Annotated in this window: 14 protein-coding genes; 9 read left to right on the forward strand and 5 right to left on the reverse strand. The window is 73.5% G+C overall.

Going from position 1 to position 14,176, the window contains the following annotated elements; genetic code table 11:
* Window positions 1-247: 247 nt before the first annotated feature.
* From OG500_RS23745 to OG500_RS23760, 4 genes are all read left to right on the forward strand, one after another.
* On the forward strand, window positions 248-2,491 hold the full coding sequence (locus tag OG500_RS23745; protein ID WP_327071657.1) for an ATP-dependent DNA helicase UvrD2: 2,244 nt from the start codon (window positions 248-250) through the stop codon (window positions 2,489-2,491).
* Between the two features lie 240 nt (window positions 2,492-2,731).
* On the forward strand, window positions 2,732-3,193 hold the full coding sequence (locus tag OG500_RS23750; protein ID WP_327068845.1) for a hypothetical protein: 462 nt from the start codon (window positions 2,732-2,734) through the stop codon (window positions 3,191-3,193).
* 180 nt (window positions 3,194-3,373) lie between these two features.
* Window positions 3,374-3,733 carry a WhiB family transcriptional regulator gene (locus tag OG500_RS23755; RefSeq protein ID WP_442789360.1) on the forward strand — a complete coding sequence of 120 codons (360 nt, stop codon included), beginning with the start codon at window positions 3,374-3,376 and terminating at the stop codon, window positions 3,731-3,733.
* Between the two features lie 146 nt (window positions 3,734-3,879).
* Window positions 3,880-4,122, forward strand: a complete 243-nt coding sequence (locus OG500_RS23760; protein WP_327068847.1) for a hypothetical protein — start codon at window positions 3,880-3,882, stop codon at window positions 4,120-4,122.
* A gap of 110 nt (window positions 4,123-4,232) precedes the next feature.
* Here the strand turns inward: OG500_RS23760 and OG500_RS23765 are convergent, their stop codons facing one another.
* Window positions 4,233-5,576 carry an ABC1 kinase family protein gene (locus OG500_RS23765; RefSeq protein ID WP_329583271.1) on the reverse strand — a complete coding sequence of 448 codons (1,344 nt, stop codon included), beginning with the start codon at window positions 5,574-5,576 and terminating at the stop codon, window positions 4,233-4,235.
* A 175-nt stretch (window positions 5,577-5,751) separates the two neighbouring features.
* A complete protein-coding gene (locus OG500_RS23770; RefSeq protein WP_329583274.1) occupies window positions 5,752-6,846 on the reverse strand; it encodes a ThiF family adenylyltransferase in 1,095 nt (364 codons plus the stop codon).
* A 448-nt stretch (window positions 6,847-7,294) separates the two neighbouring features.
* Between OG500_RS23770 and OG500_RS23775 the strand changes: the two genes are divergently transcribed.
* Window positions 7,295-7,870 carry a M48 metallopeptidase family protein gene (locus OG500_RS23775; RefSeq protein ID WP_329587696.1) on the forward strand — a complete coding sequence of 192 codons (576 nt, stop codon included), beginning with the start codon at window positions 7,295-7,297 and terminating at the stop codon, window positions 7,868-7,870.
* Window positions 7,871-7,903: 33 nt separating this feature from the next.
* Here OG500_RS23775 and OG500_RS23780 read toward each other — a convergent pair whose 3' ends face one another.
* Both OG500_RS23780 and OG500_RS23785 read right to left on the reverse strand, forming a co-directional pair.
* Entirely contained in the window at window positions 7,904-8,467 is a 564-nt protein-coding gene (locus OG500_RS23780) for an NUDIX hydrolase (RefSeq protein WP_327068850.1), read from the reverse strand.
* Window positions 8,464-9,993: a zinc-dependent metalloprotease gene (locus OG500_RS23785; RefSeq protein ID WP_327071658.1), complete on the reverse strand. Its 1,530-nt coding sequence runs from the start codon at window positions 9,991-9,993 to the stop codon at window positions 8,464-8,466. Before OG500_RS23785 ends, OG500_RS23780 begins: the two co-directional genes overlap by 4 nt.
* Before the next feature lie 187 nt (window positions 9,994-10,180).
* Between OG500_RS23785 and OG500_RS23790 the strand changes: the two genes are divergently transcribed.
* From OG500_RS23790 to OG500_RS23805, 4 genes are all read left to right on the forward strand, one after another.
* Window positions 10,181-11,329, forward strand: a complete 1,149-nt coding sequence (locus OG500_RS23790; protein ID WP_442789213.1) for an NAD-dependent epimerase/dehydratase family protein — start codon at window positions 10,181-10,183, stop codon at window positions 11,327-11,329.
* A 100-nt stretch (window positions 11,330-11,429) separates the two neighbouring features.
* The gene (locus tag OG500_RS23795; RefSeq protein ID WP_442789214.1) at window positions 11,430-11,888 is read left to right on the forward strand and encodes a molybdenum cofactor biosynthesis protein MoaE; all 459 of its coding nucleotides are present in this window, start codon (window positions 11,430-11,432) and stop codon (window positions 11,886-11,888) included.
* Between the two features lie 239 nt (window positions 11,889-12,127).
* A complete protein-coding gene (locus OG500_RS23800; protein ID WP_327068852.1) occupies window positions 12,128-12,328 on the forward strand; it encodes a hypothetical protein in 201 nt (66 codons plus the stop codon).
* A gap of 69 nt (window positions 12,329-12,397) precedes the next feature.
* Window positions 12,398-13,480, forward strand: coding sequence for a YlbL family protein (locus OG500_RS23805; RefSeq protein WP_329583278.1), 1,083 nt, complete (start codon window positions 12,398-12,400; stop codon window positions 13,478-13,480).
* Window positions 13,481-13,576: 96 nt separating this feature from the next.
* On the opposite strand, the gene OG500_RS23810 is transcribed toward OG500_RS23805, so the two are convergent.
* Entirely contained in the window at window positions 13,577-14,146 is a 570-nt protein-coding gene (locus OG500_RS23810) for a PPA1309 family protein (RefSeq protein ID WP_327068854.1), read from the reverse strand.
* Between the last annotated feature and the right edge of the window lie 30 nt (window positions 14,147-14,176).

The raw sequence follows: 14,176 nt of genomic DNA on the forward strand, positions 1-14,176 counted from the left end.
CCTGGTCGACCGGTGGGGTGCGACCCGGGCTGATGGTCGTACCGGGCCTGTGGACAGCGGGCCGTGGGCTGTCGGTGATTCCTGCCAGGATGTCCGGACCGGGCCGATGTGCCCGAACCCGGGCTACTGCGTCCGGCGGGCTGAGAGGATGGAGCCCATGCAGGAAGAGCTGTTGATCGGTAACCACGGCGGCCCCGACGACGGGTACGGCGGCGGGTACGGCGGGCGCCCCGCCGACCCGGACGCCGTGCTGGCCGGGCTCGACCCCGAGCAGCGCTCGGTCGCCACCGCTCTGCACGGGCCCGTCTGCGTGCTCGCGGGTGCCGGCACGGGCAAGACCAGGGCGATCACCCACCGGATCGCCTACGGCGTGCGCAGCGGCGTCTTCCAGCCCCAGCAGGTGCTGGCCGTCACCTTCACCGCCCGGGCGGCCGGCGAGATGCGCGGCCGGCTGCGCCAGCTCGGCGCCGACGGGGTGCAGGCCAGGACCTTCCACGCCGCCGCGCTGCGCCAGCTTCAGTACTTCTGGCCGCGCGCGGTCGGCGGCGAGGTGCCGCGGCTGCTGGAGCGCAAGGTCCAGCTGGTCGCCGAGGCCGCCGGGCGCAGCGGCCTGCGGGTGCAGCGCACCGAGCTGCGCGACCTGACCGGTGAGATCGAGTGGGCCAAGGTCACCCAGATCGTGCCCGACGACTACCCGGTCGCGGTGGGCAAGTCCGGCCGGGAGGCGCCGCGCGATCCCGCCGAGATCGCCCGGGTCTACGCGACCTACGAGCAGACCAAGCGCGACCGCAACGTCATCGACTTCGAGGACGTGCTGCTGCTCACCGCCGCGATCCTGGAGGACCGCCCGGAGATCGCCGAGCGGGTGCGCGCCCAGTACCGCCACTTCACCGTCGACGAGTACCAGGACGTCTCGCCGCTCCAGCAGCGGCTGCTCGACCAGTGGACCGGCGGCGGGGCGGGCGCCAGCCTGTGCGTGGTCGGCGACGCCAGCCAGACCATCTACTCCTTCACCGGCGCCACCCCCGACTACCTGTTGAACTTCCGGGTCAAGCACCCCGACGCCACCGTGGTGAAGCTGATCCGCGACTACCGCTCCACCCCGCAGGTGGTGCACCTGGCCAACGGCCTGCTCGCCCAGGCCCGCGGCGCGGCCGCCCGGCACCGGCTGGAGCTGGTCTCGCAGCGCCCGGCCGGCCCCGAGCCGGTCTACGTCGAGTACGTGGACGAGCCCACCGAGGCCGAGAGCACTGCGCACCGCATCAAGGAGCTGCTCGCCCAGGGCGTGCGGGCCAGCGAGATCGCGGTGCTGTTCCGGACCAACGGCCAGTCCGAGGTCTACGAGCAGGCACTGGCCGATCTCGGCCTGTCCTACCAGCTCAAGGGTGCCGAGCGGTTCTTCGAACGGCCCGAGGTGCGCGAGGCGGGGCTGCTGCTGCGCGGGGCCGCCAGGGCCGGCAGCGATCCGCTGACCGCCGATGCGCCCGACCTCGCCGCCCAGGTGCGCGCCGTGCTGGCCACCCGCGGCTTCACCGCGACGCCGCCGGCCGGCTCCGGTGCGGTGCGCGAGCGGTGGGAGTCGCTGGCCGCGCTGGTCCGCCTCGCCGAGGAGTTCGAGGCCGCCCGGCAGGCGGCCGGCGAGGCGGGCGACCTCGCCGCCTACGTCGCCGAGCTGGACGCGCGGGCCGCGGCCCAGCACGCCCCGGCGGTGGAGGGCGTGACGCTCGCCTCGCTGCACGCCGCCAAGGGCCTGGAGTGGGACGCCGTCTTCCTGGTCGGTCTGACCGAGGGCACGCTGCCGATCATCTACGCCAAGACCGACGAGCAGGTGGAGGAGGAGCGCCGGCTGCTCTACGTCGGGGTGACCCGGGCGCGCGAGCACCTCTCGCTCTCCTGGGCGCTGTCGCGCTCGCCGGGCGGGCGGGCCAGCCGCAAGCCGAGCCGCTTCCTGGACGGCCTGCGGCCGGGTTCCACGGCGGGTGGCTCCCGCGGGGCCGGTCGCGGGGGCGCGGAGGGCGGTGCGGAGCGCTCGGCCGGGCGCCGGGCGCCGCGCGGGCCGGTCAAGTGCCGGGTCTGCGGGCGCACCCTGACCGAGGCGGTGGAGCGCAAGCTGCGCCGCTGCGAGGACTGCCCCTCCCAGATGGACGAGGGCCTGTACGAGCGGCTGCGGGAGTGGCGCTCGCAGCAGGCCAAGGAGCAGGCCGTGCCGGCCTACGTGGTCTTCACCGACGCGACCTTGATGGCGATCGCCGAGGACGCGCCCTCGACCACCGGCGAACTGAGCCTGATCTCGGGCGTCGGCGCCATGAAGCTGGACAAATACGGTGCCGCCGTGCTGTCGTTGTGCTCGGGGGAAGACCCCGGGCAGGCGTCCGCCGAGGCGGAGGAACTCCCGGGTGAAGCCGTCGGCGACCACGCCACGGACGATGCGGAGCAGGCTCCGCAGGAGCTGTCGGGGGAGCCGTTCGAGCCCCCCGCGGACCAGCCCTGAAACTCGCCGGAAAAATAGTTTGCGCGCCGTGCATGAAGCGCAATAGCCTGCCGGAGCGGTCAAGGGGACGCGACCGCGAAGCCGATCGGGAGCACTCCTGAACCGGCTTTCCCCTGCGCATGAACGTATGACCTGCTTCACCCCCTGCCTCACCGCAGGGTCGCTGGACCAACCAAACATCCGAACACCGGAGCCCGGGGAACTGGGCACCGCGAGACGCCGAGAGGAGGCGAGAACACCGTGAAGATCCAGCTGATGAACAAAGTGACTGGCCAGACCGCTGTTGCCGCTTCCCGGCGTCCCTCCGTCCTCGGTGCTTGCACTGGCGGAGTCTCGCTCTCCGGTGTCCGTGGCGGTCTGGATCTCGATGCCACCCGTGTCGCTGCCGTTGGAACCACCGGTGCCCTGCGCACCAGTGTGCTCACCGGCGCAATCGCGGGGACGGCTGTCGAGACCGGTCTGTCCCACGGTTGGGCCATGGTCGCCGTCGGCTCCCCGCGCGTAATGCGTGATGACCGACCGACCAAGGCACCGAAGTCAGCAGGAGCGGCGGCCAAGCAGGGCGCCTATCTGCAGGTCGTCGGTGCCGCCCCGAAGCAGGACGAGCAGCTGATCAACCAGGCCAAGGCCGCCTTTATCGGCGCTGAGGCCATCCGGAGCCGGGCCTTCCGCGGGCCTGAACCCTGGAGAGAGCGAACCTGAGGCACCCTCAGGTCGGCACCTTTCCAGGGCCGCGGAACCCGTCCACCGGGATCCGCGGCCCTCTTGTTTTGTCCGGTACGACAGACCACCAGGCCCCCAGGGGCCTCCGGTCCAGCCCCACCAGTCAGCTGGCCCGGAACCACAACCCAGACGAGGAAGACGCCAACAGTGTCCACGGTCATCACGCCGCCCCTCCCGTCCGTACCGCCGACAACGCCGACCCAGGCCGCGCCCGCTCCATTCCCTCCTCCGGAAGGCTCTCTCATGCAGATCACCGCGCTCGACGACGCCGAGGCTCTTGGCGCCCCCATCCCGTGCCGCTCCTTCGACCCGGAGGTCTTCTTCGCCGAGACCCCCGCTGACGTCGAGTACGCGAAGAGCCTCTGCGGCACCTGCCCGGTCAAGGAGGCCTGCCTGGCCGGCGCCCTCGACCGCCGCGAGCCGTGGGGCGTCTGGGGCGGCGAGCTGTTCGTCCAGGGTGTCGTGGTAGCCCGCAAGCGGCCGCGGGGCCGCCCGCGCAAGACCGAGGTCACGGCGTGAACCCGGCGCATCGAGCAGCCTCAGTCCCCCGGGAATGCCCCCCGGCGGACGGCGCACTGCGCCACTCCGTACGCATCGCCCTTGCCCAGGCTGATGCCGCGGTCCAGACCCCCTACCCGACGACGCACCACGAGCAGGACACCGACATGGCGATCACCGCAGGGCCCAGCGCCCGCGCCGAGCAGACCACTGAACTTCTGATCCAGAACAGGACCCTTGAGATGCATCTCATGCACGAAAACCTGGCCCGAACCCATATGCAAGAACGCCTCCAGGAGGCGGAGGACCAACGCATGGTCCTGCGCGCCGTCCGGGCCTCCCGGCTGCGGCGCAAGGCGGAGCGTGCCTCGCTGCGCGCCCGCAAGGTGCTGGCTTCGGCGGTGCTCTGACCGCCCGGTCCGCGCCTGAGGCGAATCCCCTGATGTGACGGTGCCCGGCTCCCGCGAATCGCGGAAGCCGGGCACCGTCATGCCCGCCCGAGCGGGGTCAGGGCCTCTCGCTACTGGCCGGACGACTCCTCGGCGAAGCCGGGGAGGGAGTCGAGCATCTCGGCGCGGAACGGCGCCTGGGCACCGAGTTGGCACAGCACGCCGATGGTGCTCAGCGTGACCCGGTGGATCAGCAGGTAGTCCGGGGGCAGGTTGAGCTGCTTGCCGAGGTTGTAGGCGGGGGACCGCGGGTCGGCGATCCGGGCGGCCTGGGCGCGCATCCAGGCCCGGGTGAAGTGGAAGTCGTCCACCGCGGCCGGCTCGATGATCGGCCGCAGGTAGTCGAGCACCGCGTCCGGGTCGAGCTGGATGGTCGGCTTCACGAAGCCCTCGGCCCGCAGCATCTCCAGCACGCCCTCGGCATCGCCCGCCAGCGCCATCCGCAGCGCGTTCCCGATCGGCGCGGGCAGCCCACCGGGAAGCCGGTCGACCGTGCCGAAGTCGAGCACCCCGAGGCGCCAGCCGCCCACCGGGCCGTCGTCCTTCAGCAGGCGGAAGTTGCCGGGGTGCGGGTCGGCGTGCAGCAGCCCGGTGCGGGCGGGGCCGGCGAAGAGGAAACGTGCCAGCAGGTGTCCGGCGCGGTCCCGCTCGGCCTTGGTGCCGCTGTTGATCACCTCGGCCAGCGGTGTGCCGTCGAGCCACTCGCTGACCAGCACCTGGTCGGCCTGGGCGACCACGGCGGGCACCGCGATGTCCGGATCCCCGCTGAACTCCTCGGCGTGCACCCGTTGGGCCTCGGCCTCCAGGGCGTAGTCCAGCTCCTCGGTGACCCGGTCGCGCAGTTCGGTGATCAGCGGCTTGATGTCCAGGCCCGGGATCAGTGGCCCGAGCAGCCACGCCACCCGGCTGAGTTGGCCCAGGTCGGAGAGCAACGCCTCACCGGCGCCCGGGTACTGGACCTTGACGGCGACCTGCCGCCCGTCCTGCCAGACGGCTCTGTGCACCTGGCCGATCGAGGCCGCGGCGGCCGGACGGTCGTCGAAGCTGCGGAAGTTGGCCCGCCAGTCCCGGCCGAGCCGCTGGGCGAGCGCCGTGTGCACACTGGCGGCCGGCATCGGCGGGGCGGCGTCCTGAAGCTTCGTCAGCGCCGCCCGGTAGGGACCGGCCACCTCCTCGGGCAGTGCGGCCTCGAAGACCGAGAGCACCTGCCCGAACTTCATCGCGCCGCCCTTCAGCTCCCCGAGGACCTTGAAGAGCTGGTCCGCGGTCGCCTGCTGGAGTTCGGCGGTGACAACCTCGGCCGATCGCCCGCCGATTCGCTTGCCCAGACCGAGCGTGGCGCGCCCAGCTATCCCCAACGGCAGGGCGGCGAGCCTTGCGGTGCGGGTCACAGCCTTGCGCGGAAGATCGCTCACCGGGGCCTCCGAATCGAACGTGTGCCGGCAGTCACCGCGGCTGCGGCGGCTGGGGGACGGCGGTCACTAGGCCATTGTGCCCGCTCCCACCCAAGAGCCGGTCAGGGCCTGGGCTGTGGCTTTGGGCCGGATCGGCGCCGGACCGGCCCCCGGGTGGCGGACGCGCCGGTGGCGGTCAGCGCCAGAAGCAGCCGCACTCGGTGTGCGGTGGCAGTCGCAGTCGGCGGACCATGCCGTCGACGGCGGAGACCTCGCACCAGCCGTCCACGCTCGGCGGTCGCCCGCCGTCGAGCAGCAGCAGCGCGTGCAGCCCGGCCAGGCCGGCCACCGCCGCGGCCACTGCGCCGTCGCAGGCGGGCTCGGGTGCCTTGGCCCGGACGTCGGCGGTGAGTTGGGCGAGCAGCCGGGGCCAGGCCGCGTCCTGGTCGGTGCGGGTCATCGCCAGACAGCGGCCACAGGCCGAGGCCCCGGGGATCACCAGGGGGCCGACCACGCCCAGATGCTCGATCACACCGACGTACAGGTGCGGGACGCCGGACTGCATCAGGGCGTGGGCCTCGGCGGGGTCGCCGGCGAGGGCACCGCTGCCGTCCCGCGGGGCGAGCACCACCAGATCGGGCGGCTGTTCGGCGGGCGGGGCGGCCCGGGGCGAGCCAGCGACCGCGGCGGCGGCCCCGCCCGGCAGGCCGGCCGCCCGCCGCACCGCCTCCCGGGCGGCCGTGGCACGGGGACGGCCGACCTCCTGGGCGGGGATGCCGCCGGGTGCGCAGTCCCCGGGCAGCACCCGGCCCTGGTCCGCCACCTCCACCCCGCCGACCCCGCCGGCCGCGAGCACCGCCGCCACCGCCGCGCCGACCCGCCCCACGCCCCGCACCTGGACCCGCAGCCCCGCCCGGCGGGCCAGCGCCGCGGCCCCCGCGCCGGGCTCGGGGTGCAGCAGCGAGAGCGAGGCGAGATCAGGGCCGAGCAGCTCCCGCCGGGCCGGCGGCAGAGCGGCCAGCGCCTGCTCGACGGCGAGCGCGTCGTCCAGCAGGCCGGTCTCGGTCAGTGAGCGCAGTGCCTGGGCGACATAGGAGGGGCTCAGGCCCAGACCCTCGGCAGCGGCCGCTACGGCCGGACCGTCCCGCTCGCCGTCGAGCAGGCCGAGGAAGGCGCAGAACTGCTCATCGGCCTGGTCGACCACATGGGCCCGCTCGGGGGCGGTGCCGAACTGCAAGGTCTGTCGGTCGCGCCAGGCCTTCGACAGTGCGGGCTTGAGCATGGGACGCATGGCGGTCTCCTCTCCCGACGAACGCGCGATTCTCCCGACGAACGCGCGATGGCTGATCGGAATCAACTGATTGCGCTGGGTGAGGAAAGCCTCCCGCACCTGCGGGAATTGGCCAAGCCGGTTATCCACAGCCTGGGGAGAAGATCCGATCGGCAGTCAATTCGCTCATTCGCTTCGCGTGCCACGCACGGTCACTGCTGCAAACAAATCGGCCGGGGCACCGGACTTCTGTCGGTAGCACCGGGTAACGTCCTGTGCCATGGCAGCCGAACGGGACTCCCAGCCCCCGGCGTCGCCTCGGCGTGCCCGTCCAGCGGCCGGGTCGGGAGTCGCGACGCCCGGTACACGCGGGTGGCCAGGCGCAGCGCATCCGAGCCCGGGGCCCGAGACCGCCCCCAACAGCCCGCACGGGCCGCACAGCTCGCACGCGCCGACCGGCCCGCACACGCTGAACCACCCGCACGGGCCGGTCGAGGTGCGCCGCAGCGCCCGCCGCAGCCGCACCGTCTCCGCCTACCGCGAGGGTGATCGCACGATCGTGCTGATCCCGGCCCGGATGTCCGCGGCCGAGGAGCACCGCTGGGTGGCCCAGATGCTGGACCGGCTGGCCGCCCAGGAGAGCCGCCGCACCCTCGGGGACGACGCGCTGGCCGAGCGGGCGGGCCGGCTCTCCGCCGCCTACCTCGGCGGCCGGGCCCGGCCCGACCAGGTCCGCTGGGTCACCAACCAGAACTCCCGCTGGGGCTCCTGCACCCCCAGCGAGCGCACCATCCGCCTCTCCCACCGCCTGCAGGGCATGCCGGAGTACGTGCTGGACTACGTGCTGCTGCACGAGCTCGCGCACCTGCTGGTCCCGGACCACGGCCCGCGCTTCTGGGCGCTGCTGGAGGCCTACCCGCGCACCGAGCGGGCGCGCGGCTACCTGGAGGGGGTTGCCTCGGCAGCCCGCCTGCCGCACATCCCGGGTGCCCGGGCACCCGGGATGCCCGAGGAGGCGCCCGATCCGGGCGAGGTCTGCGGCTGAACTCCGGTCAGGCCGTCAGGCCGCCAGGCCCGGTCAGGCCGTCAGCTCGCGGGCCCGTGCCACCAGCCGCCGCACCGAGACGTCGGTCAGCTCCGGCAGCTCGTCGTAGCCGAACCAGCGCAGGTCGAGCGACTCCTCGCTGATCAGCTCCTGCGCGCCCGCCGGGGCCACCGCCACGTACTGCACGTCGAGATGGGTGTTCTCCGGCTGGTCCTTGCCGGCGCAGCGCACCTGGTGGCGGTCCAGCTTGACCGGTTCGGGGTGCCCGTCCGCGCCGGTGAGCAGCCGCAGGCCGGTGATCCCGGACTCCTCGGTGGCCTCGCGCAGCGCCGCCGCCGCGAGCGTCCGGTCGCCGGGCTCGCAGTGGCCGCCCATCTGCAGCCAGAGCCCGACCTTCGGGTGAAGGGTCAGCAGCACCCGGCCGGCCGCGGGGTCGACCACGGCGGCGCTGGCGGTGATGTGCGCGGGCCGGCAGGAGCGCCACAGGCCGTCCTGGTGCTGCGCCAGGTGGGCCAGGTAGTCGCCGCGCAACTGCTCCTGGTCGGCCTCGACGGCCGTCCAGGAGGTCAGCGCGCGGACGGCATCGGCGTGCATCATGCGGTCGGGTCGTCCTTCTGGTCGTCGTCCTTCGGCTGCTCGCCCGCGGTGGGCTTGTCCGTCGGGGCCTGGCTCTCGCCCGCGGCCTCGCCGAGCAGCTTGGTGATCGCGTCGAAGTCCAGCCCGCCCTCGATCGGCTCCGCGCCGTCACGGTGCACGAAGCCGTCCGGGTCGTCCAGGTCGGCCGCGGTCGGCAGCATGTCGGGGTGCTCCCAGAGCCCGTCGCGGCCCTCGATGCCGCGCGCGTCGGCCAGCGAGGCCCACAGGCGCGAGGCGTCCCGCAGTCGGCGCGGACGCAGCTCGAGGCCGACCAGGGTGGCGAAGGTCTGCTCGGCCGGACCACCGGTGGCCCGGCGGCGGCGCAGCGTCTCGCGCAGCGCGCCGGCCTGCGGCAGGTGCGGCTCGGCGGCGGCGTGCACCACCGCGTCGACCCAGCCCTCGACCAGCGCCAGCGCCGTCTCCAGCCGGGCCAGCGCGGCCTTCTGCTCGGGCGTGTCCTCGGGCTGCAGCAGGCCGCCGGCCAGCGCGTCCTGCATCGCCTCGGGGTTCTCCAGGTCGAGCTGGCCCATCAGCTCCTCCATCCGGGAGGTGTCGACCTTGATGCCCCGGGCGTAGGCCTCCACGGCCCCGAACAGGTGCGCCCGCAGCCACGGCACGTGGGCGAAGAGCCGCTGGTGGGCGGCCTCGCGCAGGGCCAGGTAGAGCCGCACCTCCTCGGCGGGCACGCTCAGGCCCTCGCCGAACTCGGCGATGTTCTGCGGCAGCAGCGCGGCCTTGCCGGCCGGAGCCAGCGGCAGGCCGACGTCGGTCGAGCCGAGCACCTCGGCGGCCAGCGCGCCCAGCGCCTGCCCGATCTGGGTGCCGAACATCGCGCCGCCCATCGAGCGCATCACGCCCATCAGCGGCCCGGCCATGGCCTGCATCTCCTCGGGCAGCACACCGCCCATGGCGTTGCCGACCCGCTCGGCCACCGGGTCGACCAGCTCCTGCCAGACCGGCAGGGTGGCCTCGATCCACTCGGCCCGGCTCCAGGCCGCCGCGCTCGCCGACGAGGACGGGAACTCGGTGACCGAATCAAGCCAAAGTTCGGCCAGCCGCACCGCCTCGGCGACGGCCGAGTGCTCGGCGGCGCTCACCGAGCGGTCCTTCTGCTTGCCCTCGGCCGGTTCGGCGACCACGGTCTGGCGCGCGATGTCCTTGGCGAGCTGCCAGTTCACCGGTCCGCCCTCGAACGAGAGCATCTGGCCGAGCTGCTGGAAGGCGGCGCCCAGGTCGTTCGGGTTGAGGCCGCCCATCATCGCGGCGAACGGGTTGTCGCCCGCGCCGCCCTGACCGCCGGCCCCGCCCATGCCGAACATCGCGCCCAGCGGGTTGGCGCCGAAACCGAACGGCGAAGGCTGCTCGCCGGAGTTCCCGGGCTTGCCGGACTGCCCGGAAGCTGCCTGGTCATCCTGCTTGCCGCCCTGGTCCTTGCCCTCGTCGGGCTCCTCGGGCGGGACACCGAATCCGAAGGGGAGGTCGCTCACTGGGTCCTCGATCTGGTCGGCCGTCACGCGCTGGGTGGTGTGGCGGGAAAGCAAGTGGGGGGAAGCGAGTCAGGGGCCACGGTGGGCTCGCCCGTGCCGGGTGCACCGCCAGGCCCTCTCCTCGGGCAGGATGGACCGTACGTGACACTCGTACGTACGCACATAAGCTAACCGTGGAGGATGGCCGGTGAGTTCCCCGCCTTCGGACGTTCGCTCTGGGCTGACCGGAGGCGATCAGGACCAGGCGGACCCTGGGTCCGCCTCCCCAGCCTACGGCGGACGACCGCTGACCGTGGCCGTCACCGGCGCCGCCGGTGTCCTGGGCGAGTTGGTCACCGCCCGGCTGGTGCGATCGCCGGGGGTGCGCAAGGTGCTCGCGATCGACGACCGGCGCGGTGAGGCGGCCGGCGTGCAGTGGCGGGTGCTGGACATCCGGGACCCGGCGGTGGCCGAGCGGCTGCGCGGGGTGGACGTGGTGGTGCACCTCGCGATGGACCTGAACATGGAGTCGGACCCGCGGGCGCGCAGCGCCTACAACGTCCGGGGCGCGCAGACGGTGCTCACCGCCGCCGCGGCCGCCGGCGTGCACCGGGTGGTGCTCTGCACCTCGGCGATGGTCTACGGCGCGCTGGCGGACAACGAGGTGCCGCTGGCCGAGGACGGTGAGCTGCGGGCCACCGAGGAGGCCAGCCTGGTCGGCGACCTGCTGGAGATCGAGCGGCTGGCCCGGCGCGCCCCGCGCGCCCATCCGGGGCTGCAGGTCACCGTGCTGCGTCCGGCGGTGGTCGTGGGCCCCGGCGTGGACACCGTGTTGACCAGGCACTTCGAGGCGCCCCGGCTGCTGGTGGTGGCCGGCTCGCGGCCCTGCTGGCAGTTCTGCCACGTGGACGACCTGGCCTGCGCGCTGGAGTACGCGGTGCTCGGCCTGGTCGAGGGGGAGGTGACGGTCGGCTGTGACGGCTGGCTGGAGCAGGAGGAGGTCGAGGAGCTCTCCGGGATCCGCCGGATGGAGCTGCCGGCCGCGCTCGCGCTCGGCACCGCGGCCCGGCTGCACCGGCTCGGCCTGACCCCGGCACCGGCCGGTGACCTTGCGTACACGATGTACCCGTGGGTGGTGTCCGGCAGCCGGCTGCACGAGGCGGGCTGGCGGCCCCGGTACAGCAACGAGGAGGTGCTGGCCGAGCTGCTCGGGCAGGTCGCCGGGAAGCACGCGGTGGCCGGGCGACGGCTGGGCGGCAAGGAGGCCGCCACCAGCCTGGGCGCGGCGGGTGCGACGGTCGCCCTGGTGGGTACGGCGGCGCTGGTGCGCCGGGCCCGCAAGCGGCGGCGGATCTGAGGCCGGGTCCGTCCCGGGCCGCGGGGGCGGGGCCACGGAAGCCGGCGGCCGGGGTGCGGGCCGTCTTGGACGACCCGACAATTGCCGCCGCCCGCCGGACATGACCGATCATGGGGGCATGTCCGAGATTCACGACCCCATCCGCCTGCTGGCCGTCCGGGAGACCCCGCTCTCGCTGGACGAGGTGTACGCGGCGGTCGGCGACGACGCCGCCGGCGGCACCGCGATCTTCGTCGGGACGGTCCGCGACCACGACGGAGGCAAGTCGGTGGCCGCGCTGGAGTACAGCTGCCACCCGAGCGCCGAGCAGGAGATGCGGCGGATCGCGGAGAAGGTGGTCGCCGACTACCCGGTCCGGGCGCTGGCCGCCGTGCACCGGGTCGGCCGGCTGGCGATCACCGACGCCGCCGTGATCGTGGCGGTCTCCTGCCCGCACCGGGGCGAGGCCTTCGCCGCCGCCCGCAAGCTGATCGACGACCTCAAGCACGAGGTGCCGATCTGGAAGCACCAGGTCTTCACCGACGGCGAGGAGGAGTGGGTCGGCGCAGGCTCCTGCTGACCGGCGCCGACCTGGCGCGAGCGCGGATCCCGTCCGGAACGGGAACCCATTCGGCCGTGGAGCAGTCCTACGAATACATCCGGGGAGTGGCGTCCTGGGCCGTGCCGTGACCGCGACGGTGCCAAGGCCGTTCTCAGACCGGGCGGTTAATGTGCTGATAGGTACGACGACGGGCTGGGAGTGGCCAGGGCGGGTCCGGCCGCCCACGACCAGCCGGGCGACGAGTGGGAGGACCGGACATGGGAGCACTGGCCTGGTTGGGTATCCCCGTCGTAGCGGGTGTGATCGCCGCCATCTGGGCGACCTGGGCGGCCCGGCCGCCGCGCGCCACCGGTGACGGCGCATCCCTCGCCGAGCACCAGCGGTTCCTGGCCGCGATGGAGCGCAGCACCGGCGCGCACCGGGTGCCGGAGGCCAGCACCGACCGTCCGGCCGCCTAGGGCCGGTCCGGCGGTCCCGGTGCCCGGCCCGGGGGGCGCCGTGCAGCATCGGTCCCGTACTGTCGTTGCATGCCACGCCGCTCTGCGACGATGCTCGCCGCCACCCTGCTGCTCATAGCGCTGCTCTGTGCCGCCGTGCTGATCCCCGTGCCCTACTCGCAGCTGAGCCCCGGCCCGACGTACGACACGTTGGGCGCGCAGGACAAGGCCGGCACCCCGGTGATCAGCATCGCCGGCCATCAGACCTATCCCACCACCGGCCACCTGAACATGACGACGGTCCAGGTCACCGGCGCCGACTACCAGCCCAGCCTGGTCTCGGTGGTGGTCGGCTGGCTGCGCAACGACGTGCTGGTGGTGCCGCACGACACGCTCTACCCGCAGGGGCAGACCGAGCAGCAGTCGGAGCAGCAGAACGCCGAGCAGTTCGCCTCCTCGCAGGACAGCGCCAAGACGGCCGCGCTGACCGAGCTCGGCATCCCGATCGGCAGCGAGGTGAACATCGCCGCCGTGGTGGCCGGCACCCCGGCCGACGGCAAGCTGCACGCGGGGGACCGCATCGTCGCGGTCGACGGCACGGCGGTCACCGACAACAGCCAGGTGGCCGATCTGGTCACCAAGCACGCGCCGGGCGAGAACGTGGTCTTCACCGTGGTGCCGCACGACAAGGACAGCATGAACCCGGCGCCGGGCGACGAGAGCCAGGTGACCATCACCACGGGCAAGTCGCCGCAGACCGGCAAAGCGCTGGTCGGCATCCAGACGCAGATGGGGCACAGCTACCCGTTCAAGATCGACATCGGGCTGCAGGACGTCGGCGGTCCGAGTGCCGGGCTGATGTTCACCCTCGGCATCATCGACAAGCTGACGCCCACCAACCTGACCGGCGGAGCCTTCGTGGCGGGCACCGGGACGATCGACGACAAGGGCAACGTCGGGCCGATCGGCGGCATCTCGATGAAGGTGATCGCGGCCCGGAACGCCGGCGCGAAGTTCTTCTTCACCCCGAGCGACAACTGCGCCGAGGCGAGCAAGGACACCCCGAGCGGGCTGCGGCTGATCAAGGTGAACACGCTGGACGACGCGCTCAAGGCGCTGGGGCAGATCCGGGCGGGGCAGGACTCGGCGCTGGCCTCCTGCTCGGCGTCCTGAGCGGCCCGGCAGAGCGCAACCGCCGCCCGGTCCGGGGCTGACCCCGGGCCGGGCGGCGGTTCTGGGAGCGGGCGCAGCGCCCGGGCCTTTCGCGGCTCAGGCGAAGGTGGCCAGCAGCGCCTTGGTCAGCCCCGGCACCAGGTCGGGACCGGTCAGCACCTCGCGCGCCAGGTCCTTCTCGCGCAGCCGCAGCGCGATCTCGCGCTTGCCGTCGCGCAGCACGGCGGCGGTGATCCGCACCTCCTGGCGGTCGGGGTGGTTGGCCACCCAGTCGGCCAGCTGCGCCTCGGTGGCGCCGGCCGGGCGGCTCTTCTCCGCCCCCGGCGGGAGCATCAGGCGCTCGACCACCAGCGCGCAGCCCGCGACCTCCGGCGGCCAGGCGATGGTGGCCAGGAACTCGTCCAGCACGGTGTTCGGCGCCAGCTCCTCCTGCTCGACCGGGGTCAGGGCACCGGCCGTCTCGTCGTCCAGCCCGAGCTGCCTGGCCACCGCGGGGTTGGTCCGGCGCAGCTTGGCGCTGTCGACCAGGGCGAACAGGCGGGCGGGCTTGTCCCAGCCGAGCCCCGCGACGTACTCGTCGATCTCCAGGGCGGCGCGGGTGAGCGGGGTCGCGGCCGGCGGCAGGCCGTCCGTCGGCGGGGTGGGGGTGTTGGTGGCATCGGACATGGCCCCATCCTCACACGTCAGCGGCCCCTT

This window comes from Kitasatospora sp. NBC_01250, from assembly GCF_036226465.1.
GTDB lineage: Bacteria > Actinomycetota > Actinomycetes > Streptomycetales > Streptomycetaceae > Kitasatospora.